The organism is Anaerovibrio sp. (genome assembly GCF_045637405.1).
In the GTDB taxonomy this organism is placed as follows: domain Bacteria; phylum Bacillota; class Negativicutes; order Selenomonadales; family Selenomonadaceae; genus Anaerovibrio.
Window position 1 is genome coordinate 15,666 of record NZ_JAZTZI010000066.1, and the last position, 14,843, is coordinate 30,508.

The window sequence follows — 14,843 nt, forward strand, 5'->3', positions numbered from 1 at the left end:
CAAGCGATGCAGGGATGGTGTGAGCCTGCTATTGGGATGAAAGGCACTTTGGAGCATAAAGTAAATATCCATTGAGGCGGAATGCTTCGGCATTCAAGCAGGGTGGAACCGCGGGTTATCTCGTCCCTGTAACATTATTAACCAATGTTACAGGGGCGTTTTTATATGCAGCTGTAACAAATTAGAAGGAGGCATACTCTTATGAAATATCAGGAAATAATCCTGGCCCTTCAGCAGTTCTGGTCCGAGCAGGGCTGTATTCTGGGCGAACCTTATGACGTGGAAAAGGGTGCCGGTACTATGAACCCTTTCACCTTCCTCAGAGTTCTTGGGCCTGAGCCTTGGAATGTGGCTTATGTAGAGCCTTCCCGCCGTCCGGCTGATGGCCGTTACGGTGACAATCCAAACCGTTTGTATCAGCATCATCAGTTCCAGGTAATCATGAAGCCATCCCCTGACAACATTCAGGAGTTGTATCTGGCTTCATTGGAGCGCCTTGGCATTAATCCAAAGGAGCATGATATCCGCTTTGTAGAGGATAACTGGGAATCCCCTACCCTTGGTGCCTGGGGCCTTGGCTGGGAGGTTTGGCTTGATGGAATGGAAATCACCCAGTTCACCTATTTCCAGCAGGTGGGCAGCCAGGATATCAAGCCAACGGCTGTAGAGATTACCTATGGTTTGGAGCGCCTTGCCATGTATATTCAGGGCGTGGAAAACGTATACGACATTCAGTGGGTTGGCAACTACACCTATGGTGATGTATTCCATCAGAATGAGTTTGAGCAGTCCACTTATGCATTTGATTTATCTGATTCGGATTTGCTCTTTGAGCTCTTCGACAAGTATGAAAAAGAGGCAGTTCGCATAATCGACAAGGGTTATGTTCATCCAGCCTATGACTATGTATTAAAGTGCTCCCATGCATTCAACATGTTGGATGCCCGTGGTGCTATTTCCGTATCTGAGCGTGCTGCCTTCATCGGCCGCGTTCGTAAGCTCGCCCGTATGTGTGCCGCATGCTACCTGAAGCAGCGTGAGGAGCTGGGTTATCCAATGATGGGAAAGGGGAATAAGGCATAATGAGCAAGACTTTATTATTAGAAATTGGTACTGAGGAAATTCCAGCTTATGCAATGCCTGGTATCATCTCTCAGCTTAAGGAAAATGCTGAAAAGACCTTCGCTGACCTGCGTCTTTCCTATGACAATGTAAAAACAATGGGTACTCCACGCCGTCTGGCCCTTATCGTTGAGGGACTGGCTGAAAATCAGGAGGACCTTTCCAAGGAAAACCGTGGTCCGGCTGTAAATATCGCCTTTGATGCCGATGGCAATCCTACCAAGGCTGCTCAGGGCTTTGCCCGTGGTCAGGGTATTGATGCAAAGGATCTGGTTACCAAGGACGGCTATGTATATGCCATGGTTCACGAGGTGGGCGGCAAGACCGTTGACCTGCTCAGCGATACCTTAAAGGGTTTGGTTGATGGCCTGAATTTCCCAAACAATATGCACTGGGCTGACCTTGACTACAAGTTCATCCGTCCGCTGCGTTGGCTGGTGGGCCTCTATGGTGAGGATGTTATTGATTTTGAAACTGCCAATGTAAAGTCCGGCCGCGTTTCCCGTGGTCATCGTTTCCTCTCTGAGGGAGATTTTGAAATTAAATGTGCCTGCAGCTATGAAAAGGCTTGCGAGGAGCAGTTCGTTATCGTTGACCATAACCGTCGCCGTGAGATGATTCGTCAGCAGATAGTAGAGCTGGCTGAGTCCAAGGGTGGCAAGGCCCAGATTGAGGAAGGTCTGCTGGAGGAGGTTCTCTATCTGGTAGAATATCCAACAGCTCTCTGCGGTTCTATTGATGACAAGTATCTGAAACTCCCGGCTGAGGCTGTTATTACCCCAATGCGTGACCATCAGCGTTATTTCCCTGTATTGAAGGACGGCAAGCTGATGCCGCTCTTTATTACTATCCGCAACGGTGGCAGTGAACATTTGGAAATCGTTCAGCACGGCAATGAGCGCGTTCTGCGTGCCCGTCTGGAGGATGCCCAGTTCTTCTTCGATGAGGACCGCAAGAAGTCCCTGGAGGAGCATTGTGACAAGCTTAAGACTGTAGTATTCCAGGAGGGCCTTGGCTCTATCTATGATAAGGCCGGCCGTCTGGAGAAATTGTCTGCTTATATCGCCGACGAGTTAAAGGTATCTGAGCAGGACAAGAAGGATGCTGTTCGGGCTGCCAAGCTCTGTAAGGCTGATTTGGTAACCGGTATGGTTACCGAGTTCACTGAGCTGCAGGGCATCATGGGCCGCGAGTATGCTCTCCTTGATGGTGAGAACGAAGCAGTAGCCCAGGCTATTGACGAGCATTATATGCCTAGAAGCGCCTCTGATGGACAGCCTGCTTCTGTAGCTGGCCGTATCGTTTCCTTGGCAGATAAGATTGATAATCTGGTGGCAACCTTTAGCCGTGGTCTTATTCCAACAGGCTCCCAGGATCCATTTGCCCTGCGCCGTCAGGCTTTAGGTATGGTAAATATGCTGGTGGAGGCCAAGTACCACATTTCCCTTTCCGGTCTTGTGGCAAAGGCTATGGAGCTTCTTAATATCACTGATTCCAAGGATCAGGCCAAGATGCAGGATGATGTGGCTGACTTTATGAAGCTGCGTTTGAAGAATGTTCTTTCTGATGCTGAGATTCGCTACGATGTAGTGGATGCCGTATTTGTGGATATAGATGACATTTATTCTGTAACCCTGCGGGCCCAGGCAGTAAATGAGGCTGTTAAGCAGGATGGTATGGAAGAGCATATTCAGGCATTCAACCGTGCCGGCAATATTTCCCGCAAGGATGAAACCGTTGCCCCTGGTTGTGACGCTTCCCTGTTTGTAGAGGCAGCAGAGGGTGTGCTTAACGATGAATTTAAGGTAGCATCTGCCAAGGTGGAGGGCCTCCTTAATAATCAGGATTATGCCGGAGCCATTGCGGAGCTTACCAAGCTGGCAGCACCAATTGACGGCTTCTTTGATGCGGTTATGGTTATGGATAAGGACGAAAAAATCAAGAATAATCGTCTGGGGCTCTTAAAGGCTGTGGACCAGCTTATCTGCAAGGTGGCAGACTTCAGCAAAATCGTACTTTCATAATTTTTAGATAATATAAGCGCAGGAGCTGCTGGTTTGAACCATTAGGTCCGGAGCGTTAAGAAACTTTTTGTTGCTAAACCTATATATTAGTGGAAAAAAATCATTTGTTTGAGCTAGTCCCGTCGGGACGACGCGAGTTATGATTTTTTACACTATATAGGAGCAAGAAAAAGTTTTAGCGACGGTACCGAGGTGAAAAACTGTAGCTCCTGCGCTTTATTATTAATAGTAAATAAAAAATGCTGCTCCTGATGGAACAGCATTTTTTTGATAGTGCTTGTAATTAGTCTTTTACAACCTCAGCCAAGGTAGCTGCTACAGACTTGCTCATGATGTCCAGAGCAGTATCAACAGCCTTGAGGAACATCAGACCGCCGTCAGCAACACCACGACCATTAGAAACAGCGTTCAGGTCGATATATTCATGAACTGGCAGCTTGCCGCGCTCTTCAGCAATCTTTGCTTTGAGAATTGCTTCGATAGATTCCTGAGTCATTTAAAACTCTCCCCTCTAAATTCATAATAAACATAATATGCTATATTATATCATAGAAAAATACTTTTGTGTACACTGTTTTTGATGAAAGAAAACCGCAACCCTTGACAGAAGTGGGTTAAAATGATAAACCATAAAATGAGATTTCGTTTAACACGTATAGAGACTATGCAAAAGGCGGTGTTATATATGAAGGTTAGGGAACGAACTGAGGAAAACGAATACCAGATGCTTTCTTCGTTGGCGGCCAAAAGTCGCGATGCGGAAAGGGAACGCCCTGAGGAGGATTGCGAATTCCGTACCAGATTCCAGCGGGATAGGGATAGGATTATACATTCCAAGGCCTTTCGCCGTTTGAAGCACAAGACACAGGTATATATTATCTCCGGTGATCATTACCGCACCCGCATGACCCATAGCCTTGAAGTGTCCCAGATAGGACGCACCATTGCCAGAAGTCTGCGCCTTAACGAAGACCTTACAGAGGCCATTGCCTTGGGGCATGATGTGGGGCATACAGCCTTCGGACACGCCGGGGAAGCTGTTCTTGACCGCCTTACAGGTCACTTTGCCCACAATGAGCAGAGCTTGCGTGTGGTAAAATATTTGGAAAAGGGCGGTAAGGGACTTAATTTGACCAAGGAAACCATGGATGGTATCCTTAATCATAGCGGCAAGGGAATACCTTTTACTATGGAAGGAAAAATTATCCATTGGGCGGACCGCATAGCCTATCTTTGCCATGATTATGACGACAGTATGCGGGCGGATATATTAAAGCCTGAGGGCTTGCCAAAGATTGTCATTGAAAAAATCGGCACTGATACCTCAAAGATGATAACCGCCATGGTATCAGATATGATTCGTTCCTCGGAAAAGGCAGGAGATATTACCTTCTCTGAGGAAATGACTGAAGCCATGAGTATTTTCAGAAAGTTTATGTTCAATAATATATACCACTCAGAGCGACTGGCCAAGGAGCGGGGACAGGCAGTTTTTGTTATTGAGCAGCTTTTTAAGTATTTTATGGAGAATCCTGCCAATATGCCCAGTGAGTTTCAGGCCCGTCAGGACCAATGGGGCCTTGAGCAGACTGTGGTGGATTATGTGGCCGGCATTACTGACAGCTATGCCGTACAGCTTTTTAATGATATTTTTATGCCACCTGTGGGCGTAATGGTGAAGTAGGATGATATCCAAGGCTCATCATTGTGATTTTTGTTCAGATTAGCAAGGCTTTTGGTAGCAGAATCAAGGGCTGTTATCATTAGTCGAGATACTAATATGATTTTGTCAAGATAAAAAAAGGATATTTTGGATTTATATTGAATATTAATAGTGCAAGGGATTTGAATAGGGCTAGACGATTTTTTAGTAGAATCTTGCAGGATTTTCATGTTTAGCCTCGAATTATACTGTGTACTTTCTGGTATCAAGTATAAAGGTATGACAAATCTTTGCACTGTTTTTATGCGTTTGAAAAGGATGAGTATACATGGCAACCTGGCTGACAGACGAATTCGTGGAAAGGGTTCGGTCAGAATCAGATCTTGTATCTGTAATCTCCACTTATGTACCGCTGAAGCGCAAAGGAAAACAGTTTTGGGGCTGCTGCCCTTTTCACAATGAAAAAACACCTTCCTTTGCAGTGACCCCGGAGAAGGGATTTTTTTACTGCTTTGGCTGTCACGCAGGTGGGGATGTTTTTAAGTTTATATCTATGATTGAAAGCCTTTCCTACAGGGAGGCCATAATTTTTCAGGCGGAGAAGCTGAACATTCCCCTTCCTGAAAGAGAGCGGACTCCTGAGGAAATAGCCCGTGAGGAAAAGCTGAAAAAGCTCCGTGAGGCCCATGAGCTGGCTGGTAAATTCTTCCATAATTGTCTTACCATGACAAAATATGGAACCGCCGGTTTGGATTACTTTCACCATCGTGGTATAAACGACAATATAATAGAAGAATTTAACCTTGGTTTTGCCCCTGATGCTTGGGATAAGCTCACCACCGCCTTTGCAAAGCGTGGTATTGATACCGGGCTCTTGCTGGAAAGCGGTTTGGTGGTAAAAAGGCAGAAGGGCCAGGGGGAATATGACAGATTCCGCAACAGGGTCATGATTCCAATTAGGGATGAACGGGGCCGTGTATGCGGTTTCGGAGGCCGTGTTATCGATAATGGCAATCCCAAGTATTTAAATTCCCCTGAGACTGCTTTGTTTAACAAGCGCAGACTCCTCTTTGGACTGGACAAGGCCCATAGGGCCATTAGCCAGGAAGGCTTTTCCCTCGTGGTAGAAGGCTATATGGATGTTATTTCCGTGGCTGCTGCTGGCATCAAAAATGTGGTTGCTTCTCTGGGAACGGCATTTACCATAGATCAGTGCAAAAAGCTGTTGCGATATGCTCCTGCAATTTATTTTTGCTATGACAGTGATAGTGCCGGACAGGAAGCCATCGCAAGGGCCATAGGCATAGCTGCTGAAACCTCTGCCATAGTCAAGGTAGTCCAGCTTCCGGATTGCAAGGACCCTGATGAATATATCAGAAAGCATGGAGCCGATGAGTTCAGAAGGGTTGTGAGCCAAGCTGTTTCTGTGGTGGAATTCCGCCTAAGACACGTTATGACCCACAGTGATGTATCCAGTTTGGAGGGCAGACTTAAAGCCTTGTCAGAAATGCTTCCGATTTTGGGCACCATTAAAAATACCGCTGAACGGTCGGCCTATGTTTCTAAGGTTGCCCAATTGCTAAGTGTGTCAGAAAATGATATACTTGTAGAGTTAGGCAAAAAAAGTCGCTGGCCAGTGAACCAGCTCAGCTCTGGCAGGACAGTCAGAAGTGTGGTGCGTCAGGTTGATGATGCAGGCCGTCGGGCTGGCAGGGTAATCATTCGCATGGTATGGGATGAGCCTGCTATCCTGGATCATTTTGTAAGTCTGGTGCCTATGGAGTCAGTGCCTGACGAGATTCACAAAAGAATATTGGAGGCTCTGTATGAAAAGTACAGGGCGGGTGAGAAAATAAGCGACATAATGGGGTTGGCCAATTTAGGCGACGAGGCGGTAGAGGAATTATCCCGGGCTGTAGTCGAGGATTTGGGAGAGGAAGACCACTCTGTTTTATATGAAGCTTGTGTGCGCCAATTACGAAGAAATTATCTGGTGAGTCAGTATGAAGTGCATTCAAAAAATGCCGAGGAATTGTATCGGCAGGGTGATGCAAAGTATTTGGAGGAGCTGGCCGCCAGTCAGAAAATAAAAAATGAAATGGATGAATTGCAAGGTGTTAATTGACAATCAACTACCAAAATTCTGAGAAAGGAGGTTTATCAATGGCTGAGAAAAAGAAAAAGACAACCACTACTGAACAGGAAGAAGCTAAGGCAGTAGCAACCCAGAAAAAAACAAAAACCACCAAGGCAGCTGAGCCTACGGAGAAGAAGTCTGGCAAGACTACCGCCAAGAAATCTACCAAAACTGCAACTACCAAAACAGCTGCCAAAACTGTAGAAAAGAAGACAACGTCAACCGCCAAGGCTGCAAAGGATGCCACGGCAACCAAAGCTACAAAAAACAGCAAAACAGCAAAGAGCACCAAAGCTAAAGAAAGTGTTAAGCCAAAGGCTTCAGTCGAAGCAGAGAACACTGTGGACAATGCCACAGATATGGAGACTGGCAATTTAGCTGATTTAGTGGAACGTGCCCGTGATAATGGGAATAGGATAACAGCAGGGGAGATTATGGAAGCATTACAGAAACAGGATATATCTCCAGAAGAGCTGGATGAGATTATCGTTGACAAGTTCAGTAAGAATGGTGTGGAAGTTTCTTTTGACGATAACGACTCGGATGATGATGTTGATAAACCTGAAGATGAAGAAGACGTCGACGTTGAGGTTGGTATTAACATACCTGACGGTGTAAATATAGATGACCCAGTTCGTATGTATCTGAAGGAGATTGGCCGTGTGCCACTTCTCACAGGCTCTGAGGAAAAGGAACTGGCAGAGCGTATGGAGGACGGCGTATCCGCTGAAATTCGTTTGGCTGCCGATGAGGTTGTTAAGCAGGATGCTGAGGCCGGCACTGATAGTGTAAGACCACTGTCAGAGTGGACGGAGCTGCTGAAGCTGGACAACAATGATGTTACCCGTAAATATCTTCATGTGGACAATGACAGCGTAAATGCCATTGTGGAGCAGTACAAGGAGGATATTGACGGTCTGGAGGACTTCGATAGTGAGCTCTTCACCAATTATAATGAAGCATTAGGCTATGCTGAGCTTGAGGTGGAGCCACTTTCAAAGACTGATATTATCGCTATGAATACCGCCAAGGCCTTTGGTGAGGATGCCCAGAAGCGTCTGGCAGAGGCTAACCTTCGTCTGGTTGTAAGTATCGCCAAGCGTTACGTGGGCCGCGGGATGCTTTTCCTTGATTTGATTCAGGAAGGTAATTTGGGTCTTATAAAGGCTGTGGAGAAGTTTGACCACACCAAGGGGTATAAGTTCAGTACCTATGCTACCTGGTGGATTAGACAGGCTATTACCAGAGCCATTGCGGATCAGGCCAGAACTATCCGTATTCCGGTTCACATGGTGGAGACCATCAACAAGCTGATTCGTGTTACCAGACAATTAGTTCAGGATTTGGGCCGTGACCCTAAGCCTAACGAGATTGCCAAAAAGATGGATATCAGCGTTGAGCGTGTTCGGGAAATCATGAAGATTGCTCAGGAGCCAGTTTCCCTGGAAACTCCTATTGGTGAGGAGGAGGACTCCCATCTTGGTGACTTCATTGAGGACCACGATGCACCGGCACCTGCAGAGCAGGCATCCTTCATGATGCTGAAGGAGCAGCTGGCAGAGGTTCTTGACACCCTTACAGAGCGTGAACGGAAGGTTTTGGTTCTGCGCTTCGGTATTGAGGATGGTCGTGCCCGTACTCTTGAGGAGGTTGGGCAGAGCTTCGGTGTAACCCGTGAGCGTATCCGTCAGATTGAGGCCAAGGCCCTGAGAAAGCTGCGTCATCCAACCCGCAGCAAGAAGCTGAAGGATTTCCTTGACTAAGTTCTGCATATATCGTTAATATTCAAAGGGGACTGCTTATGCTGTCCCCTTTAATGTTTTATAACGCCATTGTTCAAATTTTTCTTCTTTAAAAGAAAAATCTTCCAATTAGAGTTTCCCTAAAGGACTAACTCACTTCGTTCGTGTCGCAACGAGCTGGGAGATATGCTCACCAGCTGTTATAGTTTGTTTTCCCCCACCTAAAGAGGTGGGGGTCATCTTAAAGCTCGTTATATTAGGCAGTGGGGCTGTGTTTTTCGCGACGGTCCCGGTTCTAAAACTTTTTCTTGCATTTATATAGCGAAAAAAATCATAACTCGCGTCGCTCAGACAAATGATTTTTTCCACTAATATTAAGGTTTGCAATAAAAAGTTTCTTTACGTACCGTGCCGTATTGCTCAAAACATCAGCCCTACTGCCCTTAATAAACAAAAGAGGTGAACTTATGTTAGATGACCGCTTGCAGGCTGTGGCGGATTTTGTACAAGATGACTCAAGTGTGGCCGACATCGGTACCGACCACGGTTATCTGGCCATTGAGCTTTTTAAAACAAATAACGCCCGTAGAGTAATCGCTGCGGATTTAAATGCTGGCCCCTGCCAGGCTGCCCGTCGCACCATTTCTGAGGCTGGCTTCAGTGACTCCATAGAGGTCCGTCAGGGGGATGGACTGGCTGCCATTAATCCGGGTGAGGTGGACACTGTCTGCATTGCCGGCATGGGTGGCAAGCTGGAGGCTGATATCCTGGAGGTACGTCCTGAAGTAACGGCCCGGCTGCAATGCCTGGTGCTTCAGCCACAGAATGGCTTTGAGTATCTTAGGGGCTGGATTTATGACCATAATTGGCATATAGAGGATGAGAAGCTGGCCAAGGTTGAAGGCAGGGTATATCAGATAATAAAGGCCACTCAGGGGAAGAAAGAACCCCTTACGGAGGCGGAGCTTATTTTGGGCCCTATCCTGATAAAAAAACGCCCTGCACTGTTTGCTGACCATGTTCAAAATAACATAGAGCAGCTTGACAAAATTCGTCAGGGACTTCGAAAGGGTGGCAGTCACACCAGGGACAAGTTGGCAGAGATAGAGAGACGGATAAAGCTTTTGGAGGCGTATTTATAATGAAGTGTCAGACTATAATGGGAATTATGGAAAAGCTGGCTCCCAAAAAGCTGGCTGAGAACTGGGATAACCCTGGCCTTCAGCTGGGAAGTCCCGAGCAGGAGATAAGTAAGATTTTGGTGTGCCTTGATGTGAGTATGCCAGTGGTGGATAAGGCCATTGAGATGGGAGCAGATATGATAATATCCCATCATCCAGTAATGCTCTTTAAAGGACTCCTTAGCATCAGAACAGATACCTATGATGGTGAGATGCTCCAAAAAATACTAACCCATAACATTGCCGTATATTCTGCCCACACAAATCTGGATATTGCTCAGGGCGGATGTAATGATATTTTGGCACAGTTATGGAATCTGGAAAAGGTAGAAGGACTTGCCCTTACAGATCCGGAAACAGGTGATAGTTTGGGACGAATTGGCTATCTTTCCGGGCCGATGTCCATAGAAGCATTTTCCAAAATGCTGTGTAAGACCCTTAGATGTCATCATGTGCGCCTTGTGAAGGGTGGCAAGGATATGGTAAAAAAAGTGGCCCTTTGCAGTGGTGCCGGTGCTGAATTTATAAGCAAAGCGGTGCTTAAGGGAGCAGATGTGTATGTAACCGGTGATATTAAGTACCATGAAGCCCAACAGGCTGTAAAGCAGGGCATTAATCTTATCGACGCTGGTCATTTTGCCACTGAGTTTCCCATGGTAGAGGCCGTGGCGAAATATCTTCGTCAGGAGCTGGCTTCCATGAAGCATGGCACTGATGTGGAGATTTGTGAGGATAATATATCCGAAGATTTCTTTAAGGTAGTTGGCGAGAAAGAAGGCTGATTATGACAAGACAGGAAACCATGGAGCTATTTAAGAGCTTCCCAATTTATGGAATCACTGCTGAAAAAGCATCATTGGGGAGAAGCAACTATGAAGTAGTAAGGGCCATGCTGGAAGCTGGTATTCGCTTTGTGCAGTACCGGGAAAAGGAAAAAAGCGGTTTGGCCCGTTACAGGGAATGTGTGGAGCTGCGAAAACTCACCCGTGAATATGGGGCGGCATTTATTATTGATGATTTTGTGGATTTGGCCTTGGCGGTGGAAGCTGACGGAATTCATGTGGGTCAGGATGATTTGCCGGTGGAAGTTGTCAGACAAATCGTGGGTAAAGACATGGTTATCGGACTTTCGACCCATAACCCGGACCAATTAGAGGCAGCAAACCGCTTAAAAGACGTGATAGATTATGTGGGAGTTGGTCCTGTCTTTGCTACTCAAACCAAGGCCACTGCTGAGCCCGTTGGTTTTTCCTATGTGGAGTATGCAGCTCAAAATTCTCTTGTGCCTTTTGTAGCAATTGGTGGTATAAAAACTCAAAATATTTTTCATGTATGGGAACATGGAGCTAAAAATATGGCTGTGGTTACCGAAATAACGCAGTCTGATAATATCGAACAAAAAGTACACGAGTTGGTCAATGACATCAAAAGATAATCAACATATACTCATTATATGACCAATTTTGTCCTATGTCGTTTGACACCTATTTTTCAGAATGTTATAATTAACGTGTTATGAGCGTGAAAGACAATCGCTGACGATTTACTTCGTTTGAGGAAAGTCCGGGCTCCACAGGGCAGTGTGCTGGATAACGTCCAGCGAGGGTGACCTTAGGGAAAGTGTCATAGAAAAGGAAACCGCCTGGTTCGCTAGGTAAGGGTGGAAAGGTGCGGTAAGAGCGCACCAGCAGTCAGGTGACTGGCTGGCTTGATAAACCCCACATGGAGCAAGACCGAATAGGGAAGGGTATGAGGCGGCCCGCTGACCTTCCGGGTGTGTCGCTAGAGCTGTCAGGCAACTGGCAGTCCAGATAAATGATTGTCACCGCTTCGGCGGAACAGAACTCGGCTTATTGATCACTCATAGCATTTTATAATCTAATATAATGGGCATATATATCTATAAAAAGCCTAATCCAGCCCATGGAGCGGGGGAACCAAATTTTTGGGGTGAATGAAAATCAGCTGTTGCAGTATGGATGCTGCACAAGTGGATCTTAAAGGGTAGTCTTTCTCAACCCTAACCCGACAGCTAACCTCGTAGGCGCATAGAGAGAGGAGTGTCTTTTTGGGTAAGGTTATGCGTATTTTCGCGCTATCCATGATGTTTGTGTGCGTTTTTTCCGTGTGCAATGCCACAGCATTTCGTATGGGAGATCAGGGAAGTGAGGTGGCAGAGATTCAAGGTCAGTTAGCTAACCTTGGATATGATGTTGCCGCTGATGGTGACTTTGGACCAGCTACTGTAGCTGCAGTTAAGATGTTCCAGAGCAATCAGGGCCTTGACGCTGATGGCCTTGTTGGCCCTTCTACCTATTCTGCATTGATGGGTAGAGAGATGCCACAGGTAAGCCGTAGCTTCAACTCCATTTCCCGCCGTATCATTTCCAATTCAATGAACTACATTGGTGTACCTTATGTATTCGGTGGTACTTCCCCAAGTGGTTTCGATTGTTCTGGTTATGTACGCTATGTATTTGCAAATGCCGGAATTTATCTTCCACGCACTGCAGATGCACAGTATGAGGTTGGTATGCCAGTATCCCGTGGTGAGTTAATCCCAGGTGATTTGGTATTCTTCTCCACTTACGATTATGGTGCATCCCATGTTGGTATCTATCTCGGCGATGGTTCCTTCATCAATGCATCTTCCAGCCGTGGTGTTGCTGTAGATTCCCTGTACAGTGGTTACTGGGGTTCATGCTACATCGGCGCACGCAGAGTAATTTAAAACTTCTATTTGGCGGAGCTTAACGCTCCGTCTTTTTTTCTTTATTTATATTTAATGCAAAAGTGTACATAAAAAGAACCCGTACTGATGTGATGTACAGGTTCTTTGTATTTCATCAAAAATTATTAAATTATTGAGACTTACGGATGACTTCTATCTCAACGAAATCCAAGGCACCGGAGATAGGAACATACTGTTTGCGGATGGTAACCTTTACTTCGGCCACCACGTCACTGTGGGCAATCAGCTTATCGCCAATATGACCGCCCAGAGCCTGTAGCAGGTGGAACTTTTTGTTTTCCACTGCCTCCTTTACTATGGAATAAATAGTACTGGAGTTGATGGTGTCTGCCACATCATCACTTTCCACAACCTTGTCATTCTTTGTGGTTACTTCCACATCAAAGTAGAATTTCTGGCCCTGCTCACGCTCATACTCGTACTGACCGTGGAACCCATAAAACATCATATTGTTTATTCTGATTTTTGCCACATAAACCAACTCCTTTGGAATATTTTGTCGTATAGGTACTTATTCGCCAAAGGATTTTTAATTCCTGCCTAAAAAGATATAAATAAAGATATAATTACAAATACTCTTTTTCGATGTTATGGGCGATGTCTTTCAGTCCCCAGGGCTGTTCCTTGAGACGGGCTACAGCGTGTCTGAGCTGGTGCAGGGTGGCTCCGACTATTACATCTGTGTGGCTGGCACTTAGATTTACCGTACCTGCAGAAACAGCTGCCTCGGCCCCCTGGCTCAGCATGGTTTGCTTTAAAATGTTGGCTGCTCTGGTATCCACATCGGTTATTCTAAAACAGCGGAAAATCAGCTTTTCCTTCATTATTTCTATACCCCGTGCAGAAACATTGATGCTTTGCATTTCCTTTTCAATGTCATCGGATGATAGGGGGGATAAAGTTATAATATGGCTTTCCATGGGAAAATCTCATTATTTTATTTTGGTTTGTTGTCCTTTTCATTGTATCATAAGACAGTACGAGATAAAATAAAACTAGCTTATCGAGAGTAATTTGAAGCTGGTTAATTTTTAGGAGGCATATTTTATGACAAAGAAGCGGCTTAATCCAGAAAGCTTTGACTTTCCGGTAGACGAGATTAAGAGCGGACTGTATAGTGACATATATTTTCTCCGTACTCAGGAGATTCTCAATCATGCTGACTATCATCCAACTGTAACCATGCAGATTTTCCAGCGTGACTATGCCACCCTCTGCGGTATCGATGAGGCCATTGCACTTATTAAGCGTTGTGCCTATCATCCGGAAAAAATCAAGATTCGCGCTCTCCACGATGGCGACAAAATTGAGCCATGGGAGACAGTTATGACTATTGAAGGCGATTTGGCTGACTTCAGCCATTTGGAGACTGTATATCTGGGCATTATTGCCCGCCAGACCAAGGTGGCAACCAATTGCGCCAAGGCAGTGGAGGCAGCCAATGGTAAGCCTGTATTGTTCTTTCCTTCCCGTTTTGACCATTATGCAGTTCAAAAGGGTGACGGCTATGCAGCCAAGATCGGTGGCATGACCAATGTTTCCACTCCTGCCAATGCCATTAGCTGGGGAATCGAAGCAGCAGGCACTATTCCTCATGCTCTTATTGCTGCTTGTGAAGGTGATACCCTGAAGGCCACTGAGATGTTTGATAAGTACATCGACCCTAAAATCGGTCGTGTAGCCCTGGTGGATTTCAACAATGACTGTGTAGGCACCAGCCTGAAGGTGGCCCATGCTCTGGGGGATAAGCTCTACGGTGTGCGCCTTGATACCTCGGACAAGATGGTGGATAAGTCCCTTATTGGCCAGATGGGTCATTTCAAGCCAACTGGTGTAAATGAGCAGCTGGTAAGAAATGTCCGTGAGGCATTGGATGCTGAGGGCTTCAACAATGTGAAGATCATGGTTTCCGGTGGCTTTAATCCTGAGCGTATCCGTCTCTTTGAGACTAATAACGTCCCTGTGGATGTATATGCTGTGGGCAGTAATATTTTTGCCACCAACGCTGATTTCACCGCTGATATTGTTTTGGTTAATGGCAAGCCATGTGCCAAGGCTGGTCGGGCCTTTAGCGACAACCCAAGACTTGAGGATGTGGATTGATTATGGGTGATGTTATCATCTTAATATTGGTGTTCCTGATGATTCTCTACGCATATTGGGATAAGCTGTTTACAAATTAAATAATTTTTCGACAGACTGCAATTATTGTAGTCTGTCTT

At 45.9% G+C, this 14,843-nt stretch carries 12 protein-coding genes, 1 other RNA gene, 2 pseudogenes and 1 riboswitch; of the genes and pseudogenes, 12 read left to right on the plus strand and 3 right to left on the minus strand.

Annotation, left to right across the window (positions count from 1 at the left end; all coding sequences use genetic code 11):
* Positions 1 to 201 precede the first annotated feature (201 nt).
* Together glyQ and glyS are read left to right on the plus strand one after the other, a co-directional pair.
* Positions 202 to 1,083, plus strand: a complete 882-nt coding sequence (gene glyQ, locus ACKI5G_RS05005) for a glycine--tRNA ligase subunit alpha (protein WP_407398230.1) — start codon at positions 202 to 204, stop codon at positions 1,081 to 1,083.
* Positions 1,083 to 3,146 (plus strand): glycine--tRNA ligase subunit beta, encoded by a 2,064-nt coding sequence (glyS, locus tag ACKI5G_RS05010; protein ID WP_407398232.1) that lies wholly within the window; start codon positions 1,083 to 1,085, stop codon positions 3,144 to 3,146. Before glyQ ends, glyS begins: the two co-directional genes overlap by 1 nt.
* A 283-nt stretch (positions 3,147 to 3,429) precedes the next feature.
* Here the strand turns inward: glyS and ACKI5G_RS05015 are convergent, their stop codons facing one another.
* Positions 3,430 to 3,642, minus strand: a complete 213-nt coding sequence (locus ACKI5G_RS05015; RefSeq protein WP_027397484.1) for a hypothetical protein — start codon at positions 3,640 to 3,642, stop codon at positions 3,430 to 3,432.
* Positions 3,643 to 3,831: 189 nt separating this feature from the next.
* Here ACKI5G_RS05015 and ACKI5G_RS05020 point away from each other — a divergent pair, with 189 nt between their 5' ends.
* The 9 genes and pseudogenes from ACKI5G_RS05020 (at position 3,832) to ACKI5G_RS05060 (ending at position 12,600) form a co-directional block, all read left to right on the plus strand.
* Positions 3,832 to 4,830: a deoxyguanosinetriphosphate triphosphohydrolase gene (locus ACKI5G_RS05020; protein ID WP_407398235.1), complete on the plus strand. Its 999-nt coding sequence runs from the start codon at positions 3,832 to 3,834 to the stop codon at positions 4,828 to 4,830.
* A 307-nt stretch (positions 4,831 to 5,137) separates the two neighbouring features.
* Entirely contained in the window at positions 5,138 to 6,934 is a 1,797-nt protein-coding gene (gene dnaG, locus ACKI5G_RS05025; RefSeq protein ID WP_407398237.1) for a DNA primase, read from the plus strand.
* A 371-nt stretch (positions 6,935 to 7,305) separates the two neighbouring features.
* Positions 7,306 to 7,665 (plus strand): annotated as a pseudogene (locus tag ACKI5G_RS05030) (sigma-70 factor domain-containing protein); the annotation flags it as partial.
* A gap of 318 nt (positions 7,666 to 7,983) precedes the next feature.
* Positions 7,984 to 8,709: pseudogene (gene rpoD / locus ACKI5G_RS05035) on the plus strand (RNA polymerase sigma factor RpoD); the annotation flags it as partial.
* A gap of 446 nt (positions 8,710 to 9,155) precedes the next feature.
* Positions 9,156 to 9,830 carry a tRNA (adenine(22)-N(1))-methyltransferase gene (locus tag ACKI5G_RS05040; RefSeq protein WP_407398239.1) on the plus strand — a complete coding sequence of 225 codons (675 nt, stop codon included), beginning with the start codon at positions 9,156 to 9,158 and terminating at the stop codon, positions 9,828 to 9,830.
* Positions 9,830 to 10,651, plus strand: coding sequence for a Nif3-like dinuclear metal center hexameric protein (locus tag ACKI5G_RS05045; protein WP_407398241.1), 822 nt, complete (start codon positions 9,830 to 9,832; stop codon positions 10,649 to 10,651). Before ACKI5G_RS05040 ends, ACKI5G_RS05045 begins: the two co-directional genes overlap by 1 nt.
* A gap of 2 nt (positions 10,652 to 10,653) precedes the next feature.
* Positions 10,654 to 11,304 (plus strand): thiamine phosphate synthase, encoded by a 651-nt coding sequence (thiE, locus tag ACKI5G_RS05050; protein ID WP_407398243.1) that lies wholly within the window; start codon positions 10,654 to 10,656, stop codon positions 11,302 to 11,304.
* 81 nt (positions 11,305 to 11,385) lie between these two features.
* Positions 11,386 to 11,737, plus strand: an RNA gene (rnpB, locus tag ACKI5G_RS05055) — RNase P RNA component class A.
* Between the two features lie 30 nt (positions 11,738 to 11,767).
* Positions 11,768 to 11,932, plus strand: a riboswitch (cyclic di-AMP (ydaO/yuaA leader).
* A 17-nt stretch (positions 11,933 to 11,949) separates the two neighbouring features.
* Complete coding sequence (locus tag ACKI5G_RS05060) at positions 11,950 to 12,600, plus strand: NlpC/P60 family protein (protein ID WP_407398276.1); 651 nt, start codon at positions 11,950 to 11,952, stop codon at positions 12,598 to 12,600.
* Positions 12,601 to 12,730: 130 nt separating this feature from the next.
* On the opposite strand, the gene folB is transcribed toward ACKI5G_RS05060, so the two are convergent.
* Together folB and ACKI5G_RS05070 are read right to left on the minus strand one after the other, a co-directional pair.
* Positions 12,731 to 13,093: a dihydroneopterin aldolase gene (gene folB / locus ACKI5G_RS05065; protein WP_407398245.1), complete on the minus strand. Its 363-nt coding sequence runs from the start codon at positions 13,091 to 13,093 to the stop codon at positions 12,731 to 12,733.
* A gap of 94 nt (positions 13,094 to 13,187) precedes the next feature.
* Positions 13,188 to 13,541: a dihydropteroate synthase gene (locus ACKI5G_RS05070; RefSeq protein WP_407398247.1), complete on the minus strand. Its 354-nt coding sequence runs from the start codon at positions 13,539 to 13,541 to the stop codon at positions 13,188 to 13,190.
* Positions 13,542 to 13,668: 127 nt separating this feature from the next.
* Here ACKI5G_RS05070 and ACKI5G_RS05075 point away from each other — a divergent pair, with 127 nt between their 5' ends.
* Positions 13,669 to 14,724 carry a nicotinate phosphoribosyltransferase gene (locus ACKI5G_RS05075; RefSeq protein ID WP_407398249.1) on the plus strand — a complete coding sequence of 352 codons (1,056 nt, stop codon included), beginning with the start codon at positions 13,669 to 13,671 and terminating at the stop codon, positions 14,722 to 14,724.
* The last annotated feature ends 119 nt before the right edge of the window (positions 14,725 to 14,843 follow it).